The sequence below is a fragment of the Lachnospiraceae bacterium JLR.KK002 genome (genome assembly GCA_036941025.1).
Lineage (GTDB): Bacteria > Bacillota > Clostridia > Lachnospirales > Lachnospiraceae > Petralouisia.
This window is the reverse complement of record JAYMNP010000001.1, coordinates 673,203-694,824: the sequence shown is the minus strand read 5'-3', so window position 1 is coordinate 694,824 and position 21,622 is coordinate 673,203. Positions and strand designations below refer to the sequence as shown.

The following is a 21,622-nucleotide window of genomic DNA, read 5'->3' as shown; positions in this document are numbered from 1 at the left end:
TCCTCCTTATTCATAATGAAATTTTCCCTGCAGCAGCCGGCGCTGCTCTGGCCGATACCGCAGGAGGCCGTAATGTCCGGTAAATACAAGCTGCCCCTCTTTCAGATCATCCGCCCGGTCATGCACGGAAAGCCCTTTCAGAAACATGGGGGACTGGTCCGGAAGAATAAGTTCCCCGTCCAGAGACATCCGGTTTGCCATGGAAACTGCCAGTTTCATCCTGCTTTCATGAGACGGGCTTATAATGTGAACGGCAATTTTGCTGTCCATCCATACCACCGTATTGGTTTCTTCCGCTTTTTCCAGTGTGTCCGGTCTGCAGTAAATCACCGGCTGCGTTTCCGTAACTTCTGTGATTTCTCCCATACTGTCACAGCCCATAACAAGACATTCCGGATACAGCGATTTCAGATATCTTCCTGCTGCAGCCACCGGATCCGGGTCTGCGCTTTCCTGCCAGGGGTACTCCAGAATTTCAAAGCGGATTTCACGCCTGATTGTCAGGCTGCTCTTTTCCTCCTCTGCGGTAACTCCGTCCGTACGCAGCCAGACAAAACAGCAGGGATTTCCGCCTTCCGGTTTCAGGATAACGTCCCGCAGACGGTCTCTTACCAGCGTTTCCAGGGCCTCCGGCATGACCTCTGCGGTATTCTGGCAGAAGAATGACACCGACAGGATACCGGCGCTGTGCTTCTCCTCGCCTGCCTGGAAATCCAGACTGTAAATCAGCTCCGGATACGGAATATCTGCAAATCTTTTATGGATTAGTTCTTCCAGTGTCACCGGATTTCCCTCCTTCCATTTGAGGAATCCCATCCCCTTCTCCGCTGCCTCCTGCAATACCGTATTCCCGTATTTCCAACAGTTCTTTCGACCACCGGATTTCCCACTGGCCTTCTGCTGCCTCAGACACCGGGATAACAAAATAATTTATCATAGTCCCGATACCCGAATGGTACTGTACTGTGAGCTGTTCTTCCGTTGCCGACGTCACAAAGCCGGATTTTCCTTCCTCCCAGGTACGATGCCTGCCCCAGAGCAAATCTCCTCTGCCAATCAGAGACAGGTCAAAAGCAGCTATTGCTTTTTCTGTTATCAGCATCCCCTGTCCCCCTCCTTTCTGTGTGCTGCCGGTATGATTTACTGTAAAGTAACCGTACCGTGTATGTTTCTTTCATGGCTCAGTCACATAGTAGCACTTCTTTTCCGGACAATCCGGACATTGCGGACAAACTTTCATAAATTTCAGATATTGTAACAGTTCAGAATTTTGTTGCAATTTCAGATTATCGTGCTATAATAATTGTTATGGAAGCATAGCTCAGCCGGGATGAGCGTTCGCCTCACACGCGAGAGGTCATGGGTTCGAGCCCCATTGCTTCCATTTTTTGCACAACAAAACAACCAGGTCCCTCATAAATGAGGGACCTGGTTGTTTTGTTGTGCCGAGTGCTGTCACACAATGACATTTTCCTCCTGCACGAGTGCGCATATTATTTTTTTACAGTTCTATATCAGAAACCATTTCCGCAGCTTTCCCTTTTCTTCCTGCACCTTCTGTACCAGTGTCTGATACAGCTTTTCTACGGAGCGAAATTCTTCTTCTGTGATTCCCTGACGGGAAAATGCCGATTTCTGGAGCAGAAACATGCCCCGCTCCCAGTCCATGCCCGGCAGCTTTTCTTCCAGAAAGGCCGCATATTCCAAATCTCCCGTTTCTGTTTTCTGTTCCAGATTCAGAGCTTTCAGCAGGGGTTTCATGGCTTTTCCCAGGGCAAGGGCGCCCTGCGCACGGTCTTCCTGAAAGAAAGCGGCCCGCCGCTTCTTCTGTCTGCTCTTTTTCCGGCACCACAGCAGGAAAAACAGAATACCTGCTATGGTCAGGAAGGCTGCGGCAATCATTGCGACTTTCTGCCCTTTTCTGTCCGTTATGGATGATTTCTCCGGTTTTTGAGAATTTCCGGTATCTGCAGTATCTTTCTGCCGCTCGGAAACCTTTTCATTCAGGCGTTCTTCCTGCTGCTGATTCCGGACAGGCTGCTCTTCCGGAAGCTCAGGCTCCTCCAAAAGCTGTTCTTCCTGGTTTTCACTGAATTCTTCCTGCTGATTCAGCTCCTGCAGGGCGTCTTTCATATCTCCTTCCGTTTCCACTTCTGCCAGCAGGCCGGTATAGGAGGGCGGCGTCATTTCCATGGGAAGAAATCCCAGTCCTTCCTGAAAAATTTCTGTCCAGGCATGGCCCCGGCGATCCGTCACCACAGCAGTCCAGGTGTTGCTTCCGTCTTTATTCTTTTTGAAATCATCCGGAAATACAATATATCCGCTCACATACCGGGCCGGAATGCCGCACATACGAAGAAGCAGCGTTCCTGCTGTGGCATAATGCACACAGTATCCCTTCTTCTGCTCCAGCAGGAAATATTCTGCAAAATCTTTCCCTTCCGGCACAGGATCCAGCTCCCAGCTGTAATACGTATCCTCCCACATCCGGTTCCGTACCTGCCAGACCATGCCCACAGGCTCTCCGGCATAATTCCCCTGAGAAACCGCTTCCTCGTAAACGTCAAAATCCATATAAAAGGTGTCAAAGGCCTGTTTGCCGATTTCATCGGCCAGCTCCCGCAGACGTTCCAGGCCCTGTTCCGGCAGCCGGGTATATGATTTCCCTACATAAGACTGATAGGACTCCCATATTTCCTCCGAAGGATTTTCCTTCCCGTATGCAGCAGCCCCATCCCTCTGCCAGCTTTGTAAGGTCAGAAAGCTCTCCCACTGAAATTCCTGCTGTTTCCGGGGAGCCAGGGCACCGTCCCCCGCCATATTCTGTTCTTCCGGAATCCTGGAATAATAGGGCGATAAGGTATAGCCTTCCGCAGGCTCTTTCAGTTCCATGGTTACCTTCCGGCATTCGGGCCCGTCTTCTTTCTCTGACCATTTTTCCAACTTCTCATATGGAAAATTCTGAACCGCCTCCTGGCAGTCCCGGACTGACTTTCCCAGGCTCCCGGCCCAGTCGGAAAACTCCTGCCGGGATACTCCTTCCCAGCTTTCCCCGTTGTAGCCCCCTCCGATAAATCCCCGGATATAAACAGGCTGTTCCGGCAGGCTGTCCACCGTTATCTGAAATACTTCCGCCCCGGTCTGTCCGGGCGCCTCATTCCCCAGAACAACTTCCGACTGAATCCTGTTCCTGAAAAAAATCTGCCCGTCTTCCAGCTGCCTGACCCTTTCCAGGATTCTGTTTTCCAGATGTAACTGGCGTTCCAGCCAGGACTCGTGGTACGAATCAAACATCTGCTCTGCCTTATCACTGCCGGAAAAAGCAACGGCAATTCCAAGAATCAGCCCCATGCCTGCAACCATTGACAGCATTCCTTTTTTCCCCGGCTCCATCTGCAATGCCAGAAATCCGGCCAGTACCAGAAACATGCCTCCCCCATAAGGCGATTTGCCCACCGGAAATCCGGCGGCTGCCATCAGCAGCGGCAGACACAGGGCCGACAGGTTTCGGCCCCTTTTCTTCCTGGCACAGGATACCAGCAGTACCTCCGCAAAACCCATACACAGACACAGCAGCAGAAACACCCGTTCCGCTCCCCGGCTGTTTTCTTCCACAGGCCACAGCAGGAAATCTGTTCTCTGGTATTGATTTATCTGCTCAATCATACGATTGGCCAGCTCTTTTCCGCCTTCCGCCAGGACAGCATACTCACGCATTGTCACAGAAGCCATAAAAAGAAAAAACACAAGACTCAGGAAAATCTTCTGCTTTTTTCCCAGATACAGAATTTCCAGGCAGAGAGAAAGCATACCGGCAATCAGCACCAGCAATCCCGGCGGAATCTTCACTGCCAGCAGATTCCGCCCCCACAGAAAGGCTCCCAGCAATACCGGAAACAGACAGATTCCCCTGTAAATCCGAAGAACCGCCGGTATTTTCTTCCCTTTGTTCTCTGCCAAGCTCTCTGTCATTTCTTCCGCCCTTTCTGCATGTTGTCCGGTACCACAGATTTCCCCGGAAATTCCCGCCCATACGTTACACGGTCAGTTCCAGCTCCAGTAACTGTTTCTCCACCTGTTCCGGTATCATTTGGAGCAGAAATCTGTCATTTGCATATAATTCCAGTTCCTGTTTCCAGAGAACTGCCGACGCATAAGGTTCTCCTCGAAACTCCTGTTCATATTCCTGGGGAAACGGACAGCGTCCTGTCCTGTGCCGGAGAATTTCAGTCCAGAACTCCGTTACATCCTCCGGTTCCCGGATGGCCTTACGGTACAGCCGCCTGCTTTCCTTCTCATACCACACCAGATAATGAAAACATTCCTGCTCCAGCAATCCCTGGGAAATGGTGTGCAGAACCTCCCAGTAGGCAGTCCCTGTCTTTCTGTTCATGTTCTCCGTTTCGGCATCCAGAAAAATCACCACATTACAGCCCATGGGCATACTCATTTCCGATACAATCAGTTCTTCATTTTTTGCCGACAGCTTCCAGTGAATCCGGTTCATCCGGTCTCCCTGACGGTATTCCCGCAGTATCAGAACTTCTGCAGGGTCGTCGCCTCCTGTCCTGGGATGATACCAGGAACCGTCCGACAGAAACAGTCTGGTGCGGACTCCCACTTTAATATTGGTTTCATAGCAGGAGGGAAACACCATAAACTGCAACGTTTCCTTCCATCGTTTCTTCAGCCGGAACAGGCCCAGGCAGTCATAGCAGAAACATTTTCCGCACTCCGCCTGCCACAGGCCGAATTCCGGATTCCGGAATACTCCCGTCAGCTCCGCCTTCCCTCTGGCAGAAATACTGCCGGCAAGGCTGATTTTACGGACTTTTCCGTTTCCTTTGTTTTTCAGAGCAATTTTCATACGGATTCCCGGCAGATAAAAGGGACTTTTGTTCTCAAGACAGAAACGGACTCGGTAATCCCCTGTTTCCGGCCAGGGTGAGACCAGAATTCTGCCCTCCAGATGTTTCCTTACGGAGCACAGCATACATAAGAAAAAAGGCGGCAGCAGCATTGCCGCCCCGGCCAGTATCAGAAGTCCTCTGCTCTCATAAAGAACCGCCATATAAATCAGGCCTGCCGCCACAGGCACATACAGACAAAAATTTCTCATAACCCCATCTTACCTCACCGTTCCCGGCGGGGATATTTCTTTCAGTATTTCCCCTAAAATCTGTTCCCCGTCCATATGGGCTGTTCTTGCTTTTGCATTCAGCATAATTCTGTGGACACAGACGCACAGAAACACATCCCCGATATCTTCCGGCACCACGTAATCCCTCTGCCTTAAAAATGCAAGGGATTTCGCCATCTGTAAAATATGAATGGCCCCTCTTGGGCTGATGCCCAAATCTATCATGGAATGGGTTCGTGTCCGGTGTACCAGCTGTCCCACATACCGGTAAATTTCCTCCTGGACAAACACCTCGTCTGCCTTTTTCTGCATGTTAAGCAGCACTTCCCTGGAAATCACCGGCTGCACCTCTTCCCTGAGCTGTCTGCCTTTCAGAATACTGATTTCATCCTCCATATCGGGATAGCCCAGCCGCAGGCAAATCATAAACCGGTCAAGCTGGGCTTCCGGCAGCATCCAGGTTCCGGCGCTTCCAAAGGGATTCTGGGTAGCGATTACAATAAAGGGGCTGGGAACTTCCCGGCTGACGCCGTCCACCGTCACTTTCCGTTCCTCCATCACTTCCAGAAGGGCAGACTGGGTCTTTGGAGACGTCCGGTTAATTTCATCCGCCAGGAGCAGGTTGCACATAACGCTTCCGGGCTGATAGGCAAACTGCCCCGTCTCTTTCTGATAAATGGAAAATCCCACCAGATCAGAAGGCAGCACATCCGGGGTGAACTGTACCCGGTTCTGCCGCAATGACATGGATTTGGACAGAGCCATGGCAAGGGTGGTCTTTCCCACTCCCGGAATATCATTCAGCAGAATATGGCCGCCTGCCAGAACAGCCGCTACGGTCTTTACAATACAGTCGTCTTTTCCGACAACCGCTTTCTTTACTTCATGAATCACTTCAAATGCGGGAATCTGCTCTTTATATGTCTCTGTTTCTGTTATTCTGCCCATTTTTACGCCCTTTCTTCCTGCCGGAACTCATGCCGGACGGTCAGCGGCTTTTCATCCGCTTGATCACCTTCAGTCTGGTAAATTCTTCCCGCTCTTTTTCCTCCAGAGCGCTCTGAATGCTTTTGGTCAGCATTTCATATCTGGGAATGGTAATATTCTGCAAAGCGTTGGCCCGTTTCTGAGTCTTCTTGATATTATAGGCAAGACGATAGGCAGAAGTCTCAATCTGGGCCAGACGTATGGTCAGTTCCTTCACCTTCTGGAACTGCTCACATGCTTCGTCCAGGGACATCTTGGTGCCGTAAAAGGGATAGGTGGGCTTCATCTCCTGTTTCTCATATTCCACCTTGGGAATCTCGGTTCCCATAACGCTCCGGCGCTTAATGGAAATGGAATTTTCCACCGGTACGTTCCTGCTTAAGACTTCCACTTCATGTATGCCCATCTGTATATTGGCTTTCTGCAGAGCCTGATAGGCACTGGTAAAGGTCACGTCAATTTCCCGCTGAATATCCGTGGCCTGTTCTATCAGATCCATCAGTTCACGAATCAGAATATTCCGTTTCTTATCCATCAGCTCATAGCCCTGCCGGGACAGGGCCAGAGAATTTTTGGCAAGTATCAAATTACCTTTGGTTGGAAATGTATTCGGGTCCATTCAGGTCACCTCACCAGTGTTTTTCTAATATTTTCGTGTCAATCCGGTCTAATTCTTCTTTGGGCAGGATATGCAGCAGACGCCAGCCGATATCCAGCGTTTCTTCTATGGTACGGTTCTCGCTGTCCCCCTGAGCCACAAATTCCTGCTCAAATTTCACGCCGAACTGAAGATATTTCTTATCTGTCTCCGAAAGCTCATCCTCGCCGATTACACTTGCCAGATCCCTTGCCTCCCCCACACGGGCATAGGAAGAAAAGAGCTGGTTTGCCACATCCTGATGGTCTTCTCTGGTATATTCCGCACCGATTCCGTCCTTCATCAGACGTGACAGAGAAGGCAGTACGTTGATGGGAGGATAAACATTTTTCTGATGAAGGGAACGCTCCAGCACGATCTGTCCCTCAGTAATATATCCGGTCAGATCCGGAATAGGATGGGTGATATCGTCATTTGGCATGGTGAGAATGGGAATCTGGGTTACGCTTCCCTTCCGGCCCTGCACAATTCCGGCCCTCTCATAAAGGGTGGCCAGTTCACTGTAAAGATATCCGGGATAGCCCTTCCGGCTGGGAATCTCCCCTTTGGAAGCGGACACCTCACGCATGGCTTCCGCATAGGAGGTCATATCCGTCAGAATTACCAGAATATGCATACCTTTCTCAAAAGCCAGATATTCTGCCGCTGTCAGCGCCACTTTGGGCGTAATCAGACGTTCCGCCACCGGGTCGTTGGACAGATTCAGGAACATGGTCACATGGGAGCTTACGCCGCTGTCTTCAAATTTCCGGCGGAAGAATTCCGCCACATCGTATTTTACACCCATGGCTGCAAATACAATGCCGAATTCCTCGTCAGAGCCTTCTCCCAGGGAGGCCTGCTCCACAATCTGTGCTGCAAGCTGGTCATGGGGCAGTCCGTTTCCTGAGAAAATAGGGAGTTTCTGTCCCCGGATTAACGTAGTCAGACAGTCAATAGCAGAAACTCCGGTCTGAATATAATTTCTGGGATATTCTCTGACACAGGGATTTAATGGCAGTCCGTTTACATCCAGCGTTACTTCCGGATTGATTTTTCCAAGACCGTCAATGGGCTCCCCCAGCCCGTTAAAGGTACGTCCCAGAATATCCAGAGACAGACCGATTTCCATGGGATGTCCGCTTAATCTGGTGTGAGTGTTTTTCAGAGACATTTCATCTGTATTGTCAAATACCTGGATAACCGCCTTGTCTTCGTTCACCGCAATAATTCTTCCCTTTTTCCGGAGGCCGCCTTCCACCACGAATTCCACCATCTCTTCGTAAAAAGCATCCCGCACCCCTTCCAGTGCAATCAGGGGGCCATTGATTTCACTTAATCCTAAATATTCAATTGACATATCCACCCTCCTATGCATTGGTTTCCAGCAGGCGACGGTAGAACATGTCAATCATCTGCCGGTATTCTTCGAATTTATACAAATCCTTATTTGCCACATCGTATTTGATGGCAATGATTTTTTCAAAAATCCTGTCCTCCCGCAGCAGCGCCATGGGCATTCCCATTTCAATAAGTTCCCTGCATTTTTCATAGAGATACAGAATAACTTTCATCATCTGGAGCTGTTTTTCCAGAGGGACAAAGGTATCTTCCGCATGGAATGCATTCTGCTGCAGGAATCCAAGGCGTATCACCCTGGCAATCTCCAGAATCAGCTTCTGGTCGTCAGGCAGCACATCGCTTCCGATTAATTTTACAATTTCATTCAGGCGGCTTTCCGTGGTGAGAATATTCAGCAGTTCATTCCGGCAGGGAATGTAATCCGCACCCACATTGGTCACATACCAGTCCTCCAGGTCATTCAGATACTCTGTATAGCTGGTGAGCCAGTTGATGGCAGGATAATGCCTCGCATAAGCCAGAGACTTATCCAGCGCCAGGAAACAGCGTACAAACCGCTTGGTATTCTGGGTGACAGGTTCGGAAAAATCCCCGCCCTGGGGAGAAACCGCACCGATAATCGTTACGCTTCCGTCGGTTCCGTTCAGATTCTCCACATACCCGGCCCGCTCATAAAATGCAGACAGACGGCTTGCCAGATAAGCCGGGAACCCTTCTTCTGCCGGCATTTCTTCCAGTCGCCCGGAAAGTTCCCTCAGAGCCTCCGCCCACCGGGAGGTGGAGTCTGCCATAATAGCCACATGATAACCCATATCCCGGTAATATTCCGCCAGCGTCAGTCCCGTATAGATACTTGCCTCACGGGCCGCCACCGGCATATTGGAGGTATTGGCAATCAATGTGGTCCTGTCCATCAGAAGATTTCCGGTTTTGGGGTCCACCAGATGAGAAAACTCCTCCAGCACGTTGGTCATCTCATTTCCGCGCTCTCCGCAGCCAATGTAGATAATAATATCTGCGTCCGACCACTTGGCAAGCTGATGCTGGGTCATGGTCTTACCTGTTCCGAATCCTCCCGGAATGGCTGCGGTTCCGCCCTTGGCAATGGGGAACAATGTATCCAGAATACGCTGTCCCGTCACCAGAAGACGGTCTGCCGGATAGCGCTTCCGAATGGGTCTTGGAATACGGATGGGCCACTGCTGGGTCATAGTAAGCTCCTTCTCCTCTCCATCCTGCGTGCGGATAACCGCCAGTGTCTCCTCTATGGTATAAAATCCGTCTTCCGCAGTCCTTACCACGGTTCCCTCCGCATCCGGCGGCACCATTACTTTATGTACAATAGCAGGTGTTTCCGGCACTTCCGCAATTACGGTCCCACCAATTACCATATCCCCCGGCTTTACGGTGATTTTCGCTTCCCATTTTTTCTCCCGGTCCAGCAGGTCCACATTGACGCCTCTGGGAATATAGGATCCGGACTGCTGCCCGATTAACTGGAGGGGACGTTCTATTCCGTCAAAAATATTGGTGATAATTCCCGGTGCAAGGGTCACGCACAGCGCCCTTCCCGCCCCTTCCACCAGTTCTCCGGGCCGCAGTCCCGTGGTTTCCTCAAACACCTGGACAGTGGTCTGTTCTTTTGTCAGACCGATTACTTCCCCTACCAGACGGTGTTCGCCCACATAGACCATCTCTGACATTTTAAATCCCAGGTTGCCCTTTATAGTAATAATCGGCCCGTTGATTCCATATATTTTACCTGTTATATTCATAGATAAGTCTCCTCCTGCTCTAATTTCGTCACAAAGGATTCATCAATCAGAATATTTCTGGAACGGATAACTGCCCGGATTCCTCCGACGAAATCCATGGTGCTGACGGTCAGTTCCGCCCCCGTCTGTTTTTCCAGTTCTTCCTTTTTATCTGCATCGGAGGGATTGATATAGATAATGACCTCTTCTGTACCCGCAACTTCTTTTGCCATTCTGATTTTTGCAGTCAGATAACCCCGGTATTTTTCCGTCTGCTGATACTCTGCCAGCAGCTCCCGCACCTGGTCCATCAGTTTTTTCTTCCATTCCTGTTTGCAGTTGTCCAGAAGCCTTTTCTGGCGTATGGATTCCTCCGATACCCTTTTTCTTACCTGCCTGCGGATTTTGATTTCTTCTATCTGGAACTTGTGTTCCATCTCCGCCTGCCTGCTGTTCCGGTACTCCTCCAGATCTTTCTCACAGGATTCCCGGTATTCCTGAATCAGTGCCTCGCTTTCACTGTTCGCCACATTGATGGTAAACTTCTGAAACACTTCCAGCTTTTCCTTTATCTGCATTCCTTTCCCTCCCGCCTACAGTTTCAGCCCAATGGCTTCACTGACATAATCTGTAATGAAATTCTCATTCCGGCCGGTCCCATGGCGGTCCGGAATTTCAATCAGAAGGGGCAGCCGCCGGTTCAGCTTCACATCGTCAATCAAATCCGGAAATTCCCTGCCGAACTTCTCCGTCAGCAGCACAATTCCGATTTCCTTATCCTGAAACACCGCATCCAGCGCGTCTTTCAGTTCCTGACGCTCATGGACCACAACGCCTTCCACACCGGCCAGCCGCATACCCGTCCAGGTATCCTTATTATCACTGATTAAATACATTTTCATGGCCCGTCTCCTGCATTTATCCAAGTATGGAAAAGGAAATCAGCAGACCATAAAGGGCAATGGATTCTGCCAGCGCCACGAAAATCAGGGCTTTACCCATAATACCGGAGTCTTCGCTCAAAGCGCCCAGAGCCGCGCTTGCCGCACTTGCCACCGCAATACCTGCGCCAATACAGGAAAGGCCTGTGGACAGCGCTGCTGCCAGATAACGCCAGCCCTCCACACTTGCCACTGCTTCCGCCACCTCTCCGGCAGCCTGTACATCTCCTTTAAACAGGAGCACATCCGCTACCAGAACCGTACCGAAGAAAAAGAAAATATTGCTGGCCAGGGCTGCTTTAAAGCCTCCCTCTTTCCGTTTGCTGAGTAAAAATCCGCCTACGGGAATAATCATGCTGCAAAGTAAAATCACCACTAATATAATTTTTGTTATCATTTTCATATCCTCCTACTGTTCTCTTTTCTTAAATGAAACAAATGGTTTTCCATTTCCTGTATAAAAACGGCTGAACATTTCGTAATATTCCAGACGAAGCACCTGAATTCCCACAACCAGTCCTTCCAGACAGGCCACCAGAATATTCCCCAGTACAATAATCACCCAGTTGGGATTTCCTTTTTCCAGACCTGCAAGGGTCATCACTACCCCCATCATGCCTGCATGGCTCAGTGCAAAAGCGCCCACACGCACAAAGGAAATGGTGTTGGTGGCATAACTCAGCACCACGTCAAATCCTTCCACCAGCGCTTCCACAAAGAACATCACCTTGCTGCCCTCCGGGAAAATCCGGCTCTTTTTCTCCACCAGATGGCTCAGGGGCTCTTTCATCAGAATGGCAATCAGGGGAATTCCCACTGCAATTCCAATCAGAATCGTGGCCGGAAGTCCGTTTCCTGTGGCAAAGAGCAATACACAGATTACCACAAATCCATAGCAGATCAGCCCGGCCAGACCGCTCTGATTAAACAGCAGCCTTCCGTATTCTTTCGCCCGGACTGCATTAATCATATTCAGCACCATGGCAACCAGGATTAATCCGGCGCCGAATCCGATGGCCAGCATCAACGTGGTCATAATATTATCCATGGGCTTCATCCACAGCGCCGGTATGGTCTCCTCAAATCCAAAGAAACTTCCGTACAGAAATCCGAAGATGACAGACCAGACTCCTGCCACGGCCACAATGCCTGCAAGACGCATATTTTTGAACTTATAAAGAAGTATTCCTGCCACAACCAGACATGCCCCCTGTCCCACATCTCCAAACATAACCCCGAACATAAAGGTGTAGGTCAGCGCAATAAACATGGTAGGGTCCATCTCGTTATAGGCGGGAAGCCCGTACATTTCCACAAACATCTCAAAAGGTTTCAGAATTCCGGGATTTTTCAGCCTGGTGGGAGGTCTGCTGCTGAGATCATCTCCCGGTTCTTCTTCCACACAGTTGATTCTCTCGTCCATGGCGATTTCCCGCTGGAGCTTCTCCGCATCTCCTTTGGACATCCATCCATACAGAATATAGCGTTCGTCTCCTTCGCTCTGGGACCTGGTACATGCCGCAAATTTGCGTATCTCAAAATTCCTGCAATAGCAGTCCAGACATTCGCAGGCTGCCAGCAGTTCCTGCTCCCTGGCTTTCACCAGTTCCACGGCCTGCATCTGAAGACTTTCCAGCTCCTGCTCCCGTTCTGCCAGAAGTTTTCCTGCCTGTTCAAACGCATGTTTTGGCGTATCTTCCAGGTCTTCCGGCACCTGAATATCCTCAAACTGGAAAGAAGCATACACCGCTTCAATTTCCTCCAGATGGGTATGAGGTACAAAATACACGCCCCACACATATTCGCTGTCATTGTTGCACTCATAAAACAGCGTATAGGGATTGTGGAACACATACTGCTCCAGCTTGTGGTAATTCTCCACCTTAATCCTTCCGAACCGGAAATCAATAAAATGAAAATCCCGCAGCTTGCAGAGTTCAAAATCCAGGCCGATAAAGGGCGCTGTCTGAGCCATCCATTCTCTGAGCTGGCGGATTTTGCCGCTCAGTTCCTCTTTCTTCCGGACGATTTCTTCCAGATGCCCGTAGACCGTAAGAACGATTTCCTCCGCCTGTTCCGGCGTCACCTCCAGATCCGTTTTCCTGGAAGTCTCCAGATACTGTTTCAGTTCTTCCCCCTTACGGGCGGTCTCTTTGTAGAGATTTGTTTCCACAAAGGGACGTACATTTTTCAGGTTATTCAGACTTGTCATTGCATTTTCAAAGTGAATATCGTATTTATCCAGATACAGCTTCACCACCCGGTCAATATCATTCCTTGGCCCGGTAATATGCAACAACTTCATTTTCTCAATCAAAGCGTCTCCTCCGTTCCTTAAATTTTATGTTATCGCACGCAACCTGATGGTTAAGTGCCCGTACCAGGCAAAATCAACTGACGGATATCCCGTGCCGGAACCTGATAGCGTATGCCCTCCAGCGCAGTGGTCAGATGCTCAATCTCCTGTTCCTTCTCATAAAAATAGCAGAATACCGGCGCCATGGAAGCGGGATATTTCCGGCAGATTCTCTGATACATTTTCTCCATCACCTGATGAAAGGAAACCTCATCCTGCATCTTCACCAGAGCATCTCTGCCTTTGAAATACACCGTATCTGCCAGTATCCGGCAGAATTCTTCTGTCTGTTCTGCTTCCAGCAGTTTCCGCCACTCTTTTTTCTTCAGCTTATACTGCACCGGAATCAGCATTTTCTCCAGTTCTTCCGGTTTCTGATGGAAAAACTCTTTGCCCCGGTACATCCACATGATATTCAGCCAGTCAATCTGCGTTCCAAACACTTCCCGCAGCACTTTCCGCATCTGGCTGCCGGAAAATTTGTCAATCTGTTTCCAGACATCCACAAAATAGGATATTTCCACATCCGGAACGGAATCTTTGTACTGGAGCTGGACCTGATACAGCTCCAGCGCTTTTCGCTGCTGACCGTTTCCAAACAGGTACAGCTTCCGGTAATCTTCCAGAATCGAATTATGTATCAGTTCTTCTACCTGTCCCCGGTGCCTGATTTCTTCCCGTCCGCCGTAAATCTTCCCGTAAGATTCCTGTTCTCTCAGAAAACCTATGGTCTCTTCCACCGTCAGGAATTCCGTAATCCGTTCAAAATCTTCTCGTTTTAACAGCCGGCTTCGCATTGCCCGCGTCTTGGTAATCAGCCCGCTGTACTGCAGCAATTCTCCCGCCATGGCTACACCTCTGTTATCCTCTCTACGATTTCCTGCGCAAACCGGCTCAGATTCTTCTCATAATTCTCATTCAGCCTGGTGATTTCTTCCTGATTCCGGGCCGCAAGCTGCTCCGCCTCCTGTGCAGCCTGTTCCTCCAGCCGGGATCTGAGAATTGTCAGCCGGCCTTCCAGTTCTTTTTCCATCTCCATAGCAGAATCTTCCTTTTTTTTTCGATTCTCTTCCTGCAGTTCCTGCCTGCGCGCAGCGGCCTTCTCCATCATTTTTCCTGCCTGTTCTTCGATTTCATAGAGGCCCATAATAATCTCATTCACTTAGTCCATCCTCCCTCCGGAAATACAGTCTCAGGGCAAACTGCTGGTCCCTGCTGCCTCTGACCATGTCAGTGGCCAGGGCTTTTGCGATTTCTTCTATGACTTCTCTGACTGCCTGTCTCGTCTTCCCATCCGGAATCCGGTACATTTCTCCTTTTCCGGAAAACTGGCAGAACATGCGCAGCACATAATCCGACTTTTCTGTCTCTATCAGCATAATAGCGCGATATGCGGTCAGTAACTGCTGGCACAGATATCCGCCCAGAAACATGCCATAAGCTATCTGAGGCATAAGTTCTCCGGGTATCGGCCGTTCTGTTTTGTTCTGTATCTGAAATACGCAGCCTTCTCTGGGAAGGTGGAACATTTTCTGCAGATGTTCCGTATAAAACTGATATCCATGCTCCTCATACATATAATAGCGCATGAATTCCTGCAGCAGTTCCTCGCAGGCTGCCGCCGCATAACCGCTTGCCGCCGCATCCATCCCTTTCATTTCCGAATTGAGATTCCCTTTGATAACGCCCACTGCCACATTATAAATTCCTGTATGTTTCCATTTCTTTTCTTCCAGCTTCATGGAAAGCTCCCGAACAATTCCGTTCAGCCGCTCCAGTTCCGCTTCCATTTTCTTCCGCTGATTTTCCTCTTTCTCCAGCGCCTCATGATATTTCAATGCTTCCCGAATGGGGTTCACAATATCTTCTGCCAGAAAAAAAGGCTTTAATATCAGCTTGAACAGCCTGGCATGATTAAAAATCTCCAGTGTCCGGGTTATATCCTTTATCTGGGTCATGGCAATCCTGACCGTTAAAGGTGAGAGCATCTCCACCATGTCAAACACTTCTTTTCCTGACATGACAGGCATATCCAGTTCGCTGATTAATACAGCCACCGGATAACTGCGTACATATTCCATGGCCTGTTCCGGCATCTGGAAAAATTTACACTCAAACTGTCCCTGAACACACTCCAGCATCCGTTTGTAGCCTTCCATGCTTTTGCTGTCGTAATCCAAAATCACCACTGTCTTCATAACTTTTCTCCCTTCAGGGGAATTCAGACTGCTTCCCTTCCTTTCTTTTCTTATCATTTTGCCTTACCTAAGATTATAACACGCTCTTCTCTATTTTACAAAATTTTTTTCAAAACAATGCGAAACACATACAAGCTGCCCACATATGATACATTGTAATCAAAATATTGGAGGATTTGAACATGAGTGATTTAGCTGCAACAAACTGTGGATGTGGATGCGAAGGAAATAACAATGGAGGCTGCTCCTCTATTATCTGGTTAATTATCCTGCTTTGCTGCTGCGGCGGCGGATGCGGCAACGGATTCTTCGGCGGCAACGACGGATGTGGATGCGGCGGCAACAGCTGCCTGTGGATTATCCTTCTGCTTTTCTGCTGCGGTGGTAACGGCAACGGATTCGGCGGCGGATTCTGCTGCTGAAAATAAAGTGGAACGTCCACTTTAAATTGCGCGAGCGCGCATATTATTTTTCTTCTGTCAGGAAGAAAAAAGAATCCTGCTTTGCAGGATTCTCCGCCTGCGGCGGACTGTGAAACAATCGTCTTCCTCTCCGCACGCTGCGCATAAAAACAGGGAACTGCCTTCACGAATTTTCGGGAAAGCAGTTCCCTGTTCATTATTTATCAATGACGTCTGCACACATAACCTGCGTCCGCCTGTCTGCGTCTGATTTCAATTTCTTATTCCGACAGTACGAACTGGCCCACAAGCTCATCCAGTATATTGGCCTGTGCCGACAGTTCTTCACTGGTGGCAGAGGCTTCTTCGGCAGTTGCCGCATTGCTCTGCACTACTTCAGAAATCTGATTTACACCGATTTCCGCCTGACGCATGGCTTCTGTCTGATCCTCCACCATAACCTTAAGGTTTCTGGAGAAATCCGCAATTTCCTTGATTCCTTCCACCACAGATTCAATGGCATTTGACGCACGTTCCGCCGCACGGTTTCCTTCCGTAACTTCCTGAATGGAGCCTTCTATCAGCTCTCTGGTATCCACTGCCGCCTGAGCACTCTGGTCAGCCAGCTCCCGAATCTGATCTGCCACAACAGCAAATCCCCGTCCGGATTCTCCCGCTCTTGCCGCTTCTATGGAAGCATTCAGCGACAGCAGGTTTGTCTGAGCCGCAATAGATTCAATTTCTGAGATGATATTTCCAATTCTTGTGGAGGCCTCATTAATCCGCTCCATAGCTGCCATCATATATTTCATTTCTTCCCGGCTGTTATCCGCCTCATTGGCATACTGCTGAGCTTTCAGATAAGATTCATCCGCACGTTCCGCACTTTTCTCCATGGTAACCGTAATGTCAGAAATTGTGGCATGAAGTTCCTGTACAGCCTGCGCCTGCTCCGTAGCGCCTTCTGCAAGACACTGGGAGGCCGTTGCCAGATCACCGGAGCCAACAGAAACATGTTCGGATGCTTCTCCGATTGATACCAGCGTCTCCGTCATCTGATCCCGCAGCCCGCGCATGGATTCATATAATTTTCCAAAATCTCCGGTATATTTATCGGAAGCATTGGAGTGGACTGCGTAATTTCCTCCCGCCATCTCACCCAGCACTTCTCCAATATCATGAATAATGGTATTCAGGTTATTAGCCATCTCTGTTGCATCTTTTTCCATATGCTCCACTTCATCCCCGGTTTCCACCATGGGGAACGGAGATGACAAATCTCCTGCCGCAAATGTTTTGAGACGTTCTCCCAGTTTTCCAAGAGGACCGGAAATCCTTGTTGCAATATTTTTACCAATCTTTGTGGAAAACATAATTGCCGCCGCTACAACAGCCACAATCACCAGGGCCAGCACCCATCCTGTTACTTTCAGGAATGAGGACAGCTGATTTCCTTCATTTACCTTTACTGTTAAAAGGCTTTCCAGTTTCGTATAAATGCTGTTATATACACCGGCCAGTTCACCGAGAGCCATATCCTGTGCCTGTCTGCAAAGTTCGCGGTCCGTGGTAGCTCCGATATCCATAATTTTCTGATCCAGCTCCCAGTATGTATCCAGTTCTGACTTAATCTCATCATAAGTCTTTCTTCCGTCTTCCGACACAATGGTCTTCTCCACATCTGCAAAGGATTTTTCAAATGCGGCTTTACTTTCCTCGTGCTGCTTTACCACAGCGTCAATCGCATCCGGGTCGTCATAACCGATGGCTGCCCGCAGCGAGGAACGTACATCTGCAAAGGCGAACATGGTTTTCCCGATATCCCCCTGAGCAAATCCATAATTATGTAAGGCATAAGAATACCTGTTAGACACCACCAACAATGCAAGCAGCCCCAGAGCTGCAACTGCTACCGTAATGGCTGACACCTTAAAAAAAGAGCTGGTGAGCCGTTTTTCTATACTCTCCTGTTGTTCATTCATCACTCAATCCATCCTTTCTCCCTGTGCTTCCGCAATTTTCCTGAATATCAGCAGGTCTTTACTTACATCCCGTCGTTTCAGAATTGCTTTATCCTTCCATATTATAACACACCTTCCAAAACATTCAATAGAAAACAGCCCGTCTTCATGGTAAATTTACCATCATTTTACCCTCCCGGAACAATTTCTGATATACTTTCTGCATAAAAATCCAAATCTGGTACTTTGGAATTACCGTCAAAATTTGGCCCGGCAACCTGCTGCTTTCCTGCCTGAATCCCGGACATATCCGGAATATCGCCTGCCATGGGCAGCAGATAGCCTGCCATACTGCCGGGGCTGCCTCCGGCTCTTTCAACGCCTGAATTCTTTTATTTTCTGTCCCTTCTCAGCCAGGGAGATTCCGCCTTTTTCCCCTTCCTGCTTTCCTGCCCCTTTTCCTGATGTTCCTTTCTCCGGATACATTCTTCATCAATTTCATATACACTGTTGCCATCTATTACTAATCTTCCCATCATTTTACTCCTTACCAGATTAATTCGTTCTTATTATTATATACCCCCTGAACTGCTAATGTTCAGGGGGGTTCCTCTTTTTTCCCCTGAACTGCCAATGTTCAGGGGGGTTCCTCTTTTTTCCCCTGAACTGCTAATGTTCAGGGGCATTTTTCAAATCTGTCATATCCCGCACCGGTCCCTCATAAATTAAAATAAAAAAGGTGAACACAATGGAAGCAATTGATACTCTGATTCAGGATAGGCACCTTGAAATGATAAAAGCCGCCATTCCCTATCTGGATAATTCCCGGCAGAAAAACATGGCAATGCTGGTGAAATTCATGGAATTGCAGCGCACCATGGCACTGTTCCAGAATCCCGGAAATGATTTGAAAATGTGTTCGGAAGAAGAACGGGAAGATCCGGTGCAGATGCTCTCTGCCATACGGGAATACTGCACAGACAGGGAAAAAGAAGTAATCGACAATATCATAGGCTTTGTCCAGATGTTTTCCACCTATGGAACTCTGTTCTCCGCCACCTGAATCCCTCACAGAAAGGAAGTATATGAACCCACAGGATTTACTAAACAACCCGGAACTTCAGAAAAATATTTCTCCTGACAAACTGCAGTTTCTGCTGGAACTTGCCAGAAACAATTCTTCCGGCACTTCCAACCCTCAGGAAATGGCCGAATCTCTGAAAAATGCCTCGGAAAGCGTAAAAAATCAGGGCATGAACTTCTCCTCCACCGAACGGGACCTGATTATCGAGGTACTGAAACAGGGAATGCCTCCCCAGGAGCAGAAAAAAGTAGATTTGCTGATGCAGATGATGAAAAATATGCGGAAATAAAACCGGAAATATACATACCCCGCAGCAGATACCGGAAATTCCAGTTCCGGTATCTGCTGCGGGGTGTTATGTTTCCTGTAAAATTTATTTCATAACAATATTGATAATCCGTCCGGGCACATAAATTTCTTTTACCACATTCCCTGTCAGTTTTTCGCTCACTGCCTCTTTTCCTGCTGCAATGGCAGTATCTTTGTCCACATCCGCCGGAAGGGTTACGGTTGCCCTGGTTTTCCCATTAATCTGAACCGCCAGTTCCACGGTATTTTCCACTGTTTTGGCTTCCTCGTATTCCGGCCAGGTACACTGGTACACCCTTCCTTCGTATCCGCAGGCTTCCCATATTTCCTCTGTAATATGGGGTGCTACCGGATTCAGAAGAATCAGAAATGTCCGGAATTCTCCCCGGCTGATACTGCCTGCCTTTGAAAAATCATTCAGCATGGACATCATGGCCGCAATGGCTGTGTTATATTTCAGGTTTTCATAATCAGAACTTACTTTTTTAATCAGCTGGTGCATTCTGGTCTCAAATTCAGGGCGGTATCCCTCTCCATCCACAAGGATGTCCTGCAGCTTCCAGACACGCTCCAGGAATCTGCGGCAGCCCTTTACGCCGTTTTCTGACCAGGAAGCACTCAAATCAAAGGCTCCGATAAACATTTCATAGGTGCGCAGAGTATCCGCACCGTATTCCATGACAATATCGTCAGGATTTACCACATTCCCGCGGGACTTGGACATTTTTTCCCCGTTTTCTCCCAGAATCATGCCATGGGAGGTACGTTTCCGGTAGGGTTCCGATGTGGGCACAACCCCCTGGTCATAGAGGAATTTATGCCAGAATCTGGAATACAGAAGGTGCAGGGTGGTATGCTCCATTCCGCCGTTGTACCAGTCCACCGGAAGCCAGTACTTCAGAGCCTTCTCGCTGGCCAGGGCTTCCCTGTTCTTCGGGTCCGTATAGCGCAGGAAATACCAGGAAGATCCTGCCCACTGAGGCATGGTATCCGTCTCCCGTTTTGCCGGCCCGCCGCAGCAGGGACATGTGGTATTCACCCAGTCCGTCATGGCTGCCAGCGGGGATTCACCGGTATCTGTGGGCATATAGCTGTCCACTTCCGGCAATTGCAGCGGGAGTTCACTTTCCGGCAGCGCCACATAACCGCATTTCTCACAGTTCACAATGGGAATAGGTTCGCCCCAGTAACGCTGGCGGGAAAATACCCAGTCTCTCAATTTGAAATTAGTCTTTCCCTTTCCGATTTTCTTCTCTTCCAGAAATGCAATAATTTTCTTTTTTGCTTCCGCCACTTCCAGTCCGTCCAGGAATCCGGAATTCACCAGCTTTCCGGTGGCAACGTCCGTATAGGCCTCTTTCTGTACGTCCTCGCCTCCTGCCACCACTTCAATGATGGGAAGACTGAATTTTTTCGCAAATTCCCAGTCGCGGGTATCATGGGCCGGAACTGCCATAATCGCACCTGTTCCGTAACTCATCAGTACATAGTCTGATACCCAGATTGGAATTTCCGCGTCGTTTACCGGATCAACGGCCCGCAGACCGTCTATTTCCACACCTGTTTTCTCTTTTGCCAGCTCGGAACGCTCAAAATCAGACTTTCTGGCTGCCTGTTCCTGATAGGCAGCAACTTCATTCCAGTTTTTAATTTCATCTTTATATTTTTCCAGTATGGGATGTTCCGGAGACACAACCATGTAGGTGGCTCCAAACAGCGTATCCGGTCTGGTAGTATACACGGTGAGCCTGTCTTCTTTTCCTGCAATCCTGAAATCCACTTCTGCTCCCTGGCTCTTTCCAATCCAGTTTCTCTGAGAAACTTTCACCCGTTCGATATAATCCACATCATTCAGGCCTTCCAGCAGCTTTTCCGCATATTCGGTGATTTTCAGCATCCACTGGCTTTTCACCCTGCGGACCACCGGAGCGCCGCAGCGCTCGCAGACGCCGTTCACCACTTCCTCATTGGCCAGTCCCACCTTACAGGAAGTACACCAGTTAATGGGCATTTCTGTCTTATAAGCCAGGCCCTCTTTAAATAATTTCAGGAAAATCCACTGGGTCCAGTGATAATATTCCGGGTCTGTGGTATTTACTTCCCGCTCCCAGTCAAAGGAATAGCCCAGAGCATGAAGCTGTGCCTTAAACCGCTCCACGTTATTTTCAGTTACAATTTTCGGATGTATTTTATTCTTGATTGCATAGTTTTCCGTGGGGAGTCCGAATGCATCCCAGCCCATGGGATAGAGCACGTTATAGCCCTGCATTCTGCGTTTTCTGGCCACAATATCAAGGGCTGTATAAGGACGGGGATGTCCTACATGAAGCCCCTGGCCCGACGGGTATGGGAATTCTACCAGTGCGTAATACTTGGGTTTGGAATAATCTTCGGTGGCCGCAAAAGCCCGCTCGTCATCCCATATTTTCTGCCATTTTTCTTCCAAAGCTCTGTGATTGTATGGTACTGCCATTTTATATCCTCCTGAATCC

General features: G+C 49.0%; 22 protein-coding genes and 1 tRNA gene. 4 read left to right on the top strand and 19 right to left on the bottom strand.

All coding sequences use genetic code 11. The features are described 5' to 3' along the window. Positions 1–6 precede the first annotated feature (6 nt). Together VSQ32_03390 and VSQ32_03385 are read right to left on the bottom strand one after the other, a co-directional pair. Positions 7–816, bottom strand: a complete 810-nt coding sequence (locus VSQ32_03390; GenBank protein ID MEH2941922.1) for a hypothetical protein — start codon at positions 814–816, stop codon at positions 7–9. Further along, positions 758–1,102, bottom strand: a complete 345-nt coding sequence (locus VSQ32_03385) for a DUF5026 domain-containing protein (protein MEH2941921.1) — start codon at positions 1,100–1,102, stop codon at positions 758–760. Before VSQ32_03385 ends, VSQ32_03390 begins: the two co-directional genes overlap by 59 nt. 208 nt (positions 1,103–1,310) lie before the next feature. Between VSQ32_03385 and VSQ32_03380 the strand changes: the two genes are divergently transcribed. Next, positions 1,311–1,384: transfer RNA gene (locus VSQ32_03380), tRNA-Val, on the top strand. A 125-nt stretch (positions 1,385–1,509) separates the two neighbouring features. Here VSQ32_03380 and VSQ32_03375 read toward each other — a convergent pair. The 13 genes from VSQ32_03375 to VSQ32_03315 form a co-directional block, all read right to left on the bottom strand. Further along, a complete protein-coding gene (locus tag VSQ32_03375) occupies positions 1,510–3,972 on the bottom strand; it encodes a transglutaminase domain-containing protein (protein ID MEH2941920.1) in 2,463 nt (820 codons plus the stop codon). Positions 3,973–4,036: 64 nt separating this feature from the next. Next, entirely contained in the window at positions 4,037–5,119 is a 1,083-nt protein-coding gene (locus tag VSQ32_03370) for a DUF58 domain-containing protein (GenBank protein ID MEH2941919.1), read from the bottom strand. A gap of 9 nt (positions 5,120–5,128) precedes the next feature. Then, complete coding sequence (locus VSQ32_03365; GenBank protein ID MEH2941918.1) at positions 5,129–6,088, bottom strand: MoxR family ATPase; 960 nt, start codon at positions 6,086–6,088, stop codon at positions 5,129–5,131. 40 nt (positions 6,089–6,128) lie between these two features. Continuing rightward, positions 6,129–6,746 (bottom strand): V-type ATP synthase subunit D, encoded by a 618-nt coding sequence (locus tag VSQ32_03360; protein ID MEH2941917.1) that lies wholly within the window; start codon positions 6,744–6,746, stop codon positions 6,129–6,131. Positions 6,747–6,756: 10 nt separating this feature from the next. Next, a complete protein-coding gene (locus VSQ32_03355) occupies positions 6,757–8,124 on the bottom strand; it encodes a V-type ATP synthase subunit B (GenBank protein ID MEH2941916.1) in 1,368 nt (455 codons plus the stop codon). Positions 8,125–8,134: 10 nt separating this feature from the next. Next, positions 8,135–9,901, bottom strand: a complete 1,767-nt coding sequence (locus tag VSQ32_03350; GenBank protein ID MEH2941915.1) for a V-type ATP synthase subunit A — start codon at positions 9,899–9,901, stop codon at positions 8,135–8,137. Then, positions 9,898–10,458 carry a hypothetical protein gene (locus VSQ32_03345; GenBank protein MEH2941914.1) on the bottom strand — a complete coding sequence of 187 codons (561 nt, stop codon included), beginning with the start codon at positions 10,456–10,458 and terminating at the stop codon, positions 9,898–9,900. Before VSQ32_03345 ends, VSQ32_03350 begins: the two co-directional genes overlap by 4 nt. 15 nt (positions 10,459–10,473) lie before the next feature. Beyond that, entirely contained in the window at positions 10,474–10,782 is a 309-nt protein-coding gene (locus VSQ32_03340; GenBank protein ID MEH2941913.1) for a V-type ATP synthase subunit F, read from the bottom strand. Between the two features lie 16 nt (positions 10,783–10,798). After that, positions 10,799–11,218: an ATP synthase subunit C gene (locus tag VSQ32_03335; protein ID MEH2941912.1), complete on the bottom strand. Its 420-nt coding sequence runs from the start codon at positions 11,216–11,218 to the stop codon at positions 10,799–10,801. A 12-nt stretch (positions 11,219–11,230) separates the two neighbouring features. Beyond that, positions 11,231–13,138: a V-type ATPase 116kDa subunit family protein gene (locus VSQ32_03330; protein MEH2941911.1), complete on the bottom strand. Its 1,908-nt coding sequence runs from the start codon at positions 13,136–13,138 to the stop codon at positions 11,231–11,233. 50 nt (positions 13,139–13,188) lie between these two features. Then, positions 13,189–14,025, bottom strand: a complete 837-nt coding sequence (locus tag VSQ32_03325; GenBank protein MEH2941910.1) for a V-type ATPase subunit — start codon at positions 14,023–14,025, stop codon at positions 13,189–13,191. A gap of 2 nt (positions 14,026–14,027) precedes the next feature. Continuing rightward, entirely contained in the window at positions 14,028–14,339 is a 312-nt protein-coding gene (locus VSQ32_03320; GenBank protein MEH2941909.1) for a hypothetical protein, read from the bottom strand. Continuing rightward, positions 14,332–15,375 (bottom strand): response regulator, encoded by a 1,044-nt coding sequence (locus tag VSQ32_03315; GenBank protein MEH2941908.1) that lies wholly within the window; start codon positions 15,373–15,375, stop codon positions 14,332–14,334. Before VSQ32_03315 ends, VSQ32_03320 begins: the two co-directional genes overlap by 8 nt. A gap of 182 nt (positions 15,376–15,557) precedes the next feature. Here VSQ32_03315 and VSQ32_03310 point away from each other — a divergent pair, with 182 nt between their 5' ends. Next, entirely contained in the window at positions 15,558–15,797 is a 240-nt protein-coding gene (locus tag VSQ32_03310) for a chorion class high-cysteine HCB protein 13 (protein ID MEH2941907.1), read from the top strand. A gap of 260 nt (positions 15,798–16,057) precedes the next feature. Here VSQ32_03310 and VSQ32_03305 read toward each other — a convergent pair whose 3' ends face one another. The 3 genes from VSQ32_03305 to VSQ32_03295 all read right to left on the bottom strand — a co-directional run bounded on the left by VSQ32_03305 (position 16,058) and on the right by VSQ32_03295 (position 18,273). Next, the gene (locus tag VSQ32_03305; protein ID MEH2941906.1) at positions 16,058–17,758 is read right to left on the bottom strand and encodes a methyl-accepting chemotaxis protein; all 1,701 of its coding nucleotides are present in this window, start codon (positions 17,756–17,758) and stop codon (positions 16,058–16,060) included. A 167-nt stretch (positions 17,759–17,925) separates the two neighbouring features. Continuing rightward, positions 17,926–18,087 carry a hypothetical protein gene (locus VSQ32_03300; GenBank protein ID MEH2941905.1) on the bottom strand — a complete coding sequence of 54 codons (162 nt, stop codon included), beginning with the start codon at positions 18,085–18,087 and terminating at the stop codon, positions 17,926–17,928. Between the two features lie 42 nt (positions 18,088–18,129). Next, positions 18,130–18,273, bottom strand: coding sequence for a hypothetical protein (locus VSQ32_03295; protein ID MEH2941904.1), 144 nt, complete (start codon positions 18,271–18,273; stop codon positions 18,130–18,132). A gap of 212 nt (positions 18,274–18,485) precedes the next feature. Between VSQ32_03295 and VSQ32_03290 the strand changes: the two genes are divergently transcribed. Then, complete coding sequence (locus VSQ32_03290) at positions 18,486–18,800, top strand: hypothetical protein (protein MEH2941903.1); 315 nt, start codon at positions 18,486–18,488, stop codon at positions 18,798–18,800. Between the two features lie 22 nt (positions 18,801–18,822). After that, on the top strand, positions 18,823–19,110 hold the full coding sequence (locus tag VSQ32_03285) for a hypothetical protein (protein MEH2941902.1): 288 nt from the start codon (positions 18,823–18,825) through the stop codon (positions 19,108–19,110). Positions 19,111–19,194: 84 nt separating this feature from the next. On the opposite strand, the gene leuS is transcribed toward VSQ32_03285, so the two are convergent. Next, positions 19,195–21,603 (bottom strand): leucine--tRNA ligase, encoded by a 2,409-nt coding sequence (leuS, locus tag VSQ32_03280; protein ID MEH2941901.1) that lies wholly within the window; start codon positions 21,601–21,603, stop codon positions 19,195–19,197. Positions 21,604–21,622 lie beyond the last annotated feature (19 nt).

Coding starts and splice junctions, on each gene's coding strand:
- VSQ32_03390 (MEH2941922.1), bottom strand. CDS start 816: ATGGGATTCCTCAAATGGAAGGAGGGAAATCCGGTGACACTGGAAGAA.
- leuS (MEH2941901.1), bottom strand. CDS start 21,603: ATGGCAGTACCATACAATCACAGAGCTTTGGAAGAAAAATGGCAGAAA.
- VSQ32_03350 (MEH2941915.1), bottom strand. CDS start 9,901: ATGAATATAACAGGTAAAATATATGGAATCAACGGGCCGATTATTACT.
- VSQ32_03385 (MEH2941921.1), bottom strand. CDS start 1,102: ATGCTGATAACAGAAAAAGCAATAGCTGCTTTTGACCTGTCTCTGATT.
- VSQ32_03375 (MEH2941920.1), bottom strand. CDS start 3,972: ATGACAGAGAGCTTGGCAGAGAACAAAGGGAAGAAAATACCGGCGGTT.
- VSQ32_03355 (MEH2941916.1), bottom strand. CDS start 8,124: ATGTCAATTGAATATTTAGGATTAAGTGAAATCAATGGCCCCCTGATT.
- VSQ32_03295 (MEH2941904.1), bottom strand. CDS start 18,273: ATGGGAAGATTAGTAATAGATGGCAACAGTGTATATGAAATTGATGAA.
- VSQ32_03305 (MEH2941906.1), bottom strand. CDS start 17,758: ATGAATGAACAACAGGAGAGTATAGAAAAACGGCTCACCAGCTCTTTT.
- VSQ32_03315 (MEH2941908.1), bottom strand. CDS start 15,375: ATGAAGACAGTGGTGATTTTGGATTACGACAGCAAAAGCATGGAAGGC.
- VSQ32_03300 (MEH2941905.1), bottom strand. CDS start 18,087: ATGGCAGGCTATCTGCTGCCCATGGCAGGCGATATTCCGGATATGTCC.
- VSQ32_03325 (MEH2941910.1), bottom strand. CDS start 14,025: ATGGCGGGAGAATTGCTGCAGTACAGCGGGCTGATTACCAAGACGCGG.
- VSQ32_03365 (MEH2941918.1), bottom strand. CDS start 6,088: ATGGGCAGAATAACAGAAACAGAGACATATAAAGAGCAGATTCCCGCA.
- VSQ32_03310 (MEH2941907.1), top strand. CDS start 15,558: ATGAGTGATTTAGCTGCAACAAACTGTGGATGTGGATGCGAAGGAAAT.
- VSQ32_03290 (MEH2941903.1), top strand. CDS start 18,486: ATGGAAGCAATTGATACTCTGATTCAGGATAGGCACCTTGAAATGATA.
- VSQ32_03360 (MEH2941917.1), bottom strand. CDS start 6,746: ATGGACCCGAATACATTTCCAACCAAAGGTAATTTGATACTTGCCAAA.
- VSQ32_03345 (MEH2941914.1), bottom strand. CDS start 10,458: ATGCAGATAAAGGAAAAGCTGGAAGTGTTTCAGAAGTTTACCATCAAT.
- VSQ32_03340 (MEH2941913.1), bottom strand. CDS start 10,782: ATGAAAATGTATTTAATCAGTGATAATAAGGATACCTGGACGGGTATG.
- VSQ32_03285 (MEH2941902.1), top strand. CDS start 18,823: ATGAACCCACAGGATTTACTAAACAACCCGGAACTTCAGAAAAATATT.
- VSQ32_03370 (MEH2941919.1), bottom strand. CDS start 5,119: ATGAGAAATTTTTGTCTGTATGTGCCTGTGGCGGCAGGCCTGATTTAT.
- VSQ32_03335 (MEH2941912.1), bottom strand. CDS start 11,218: ATGATAACAAAAATTATATTAGTGGTGATTTTACTTTGCAGCATGATT.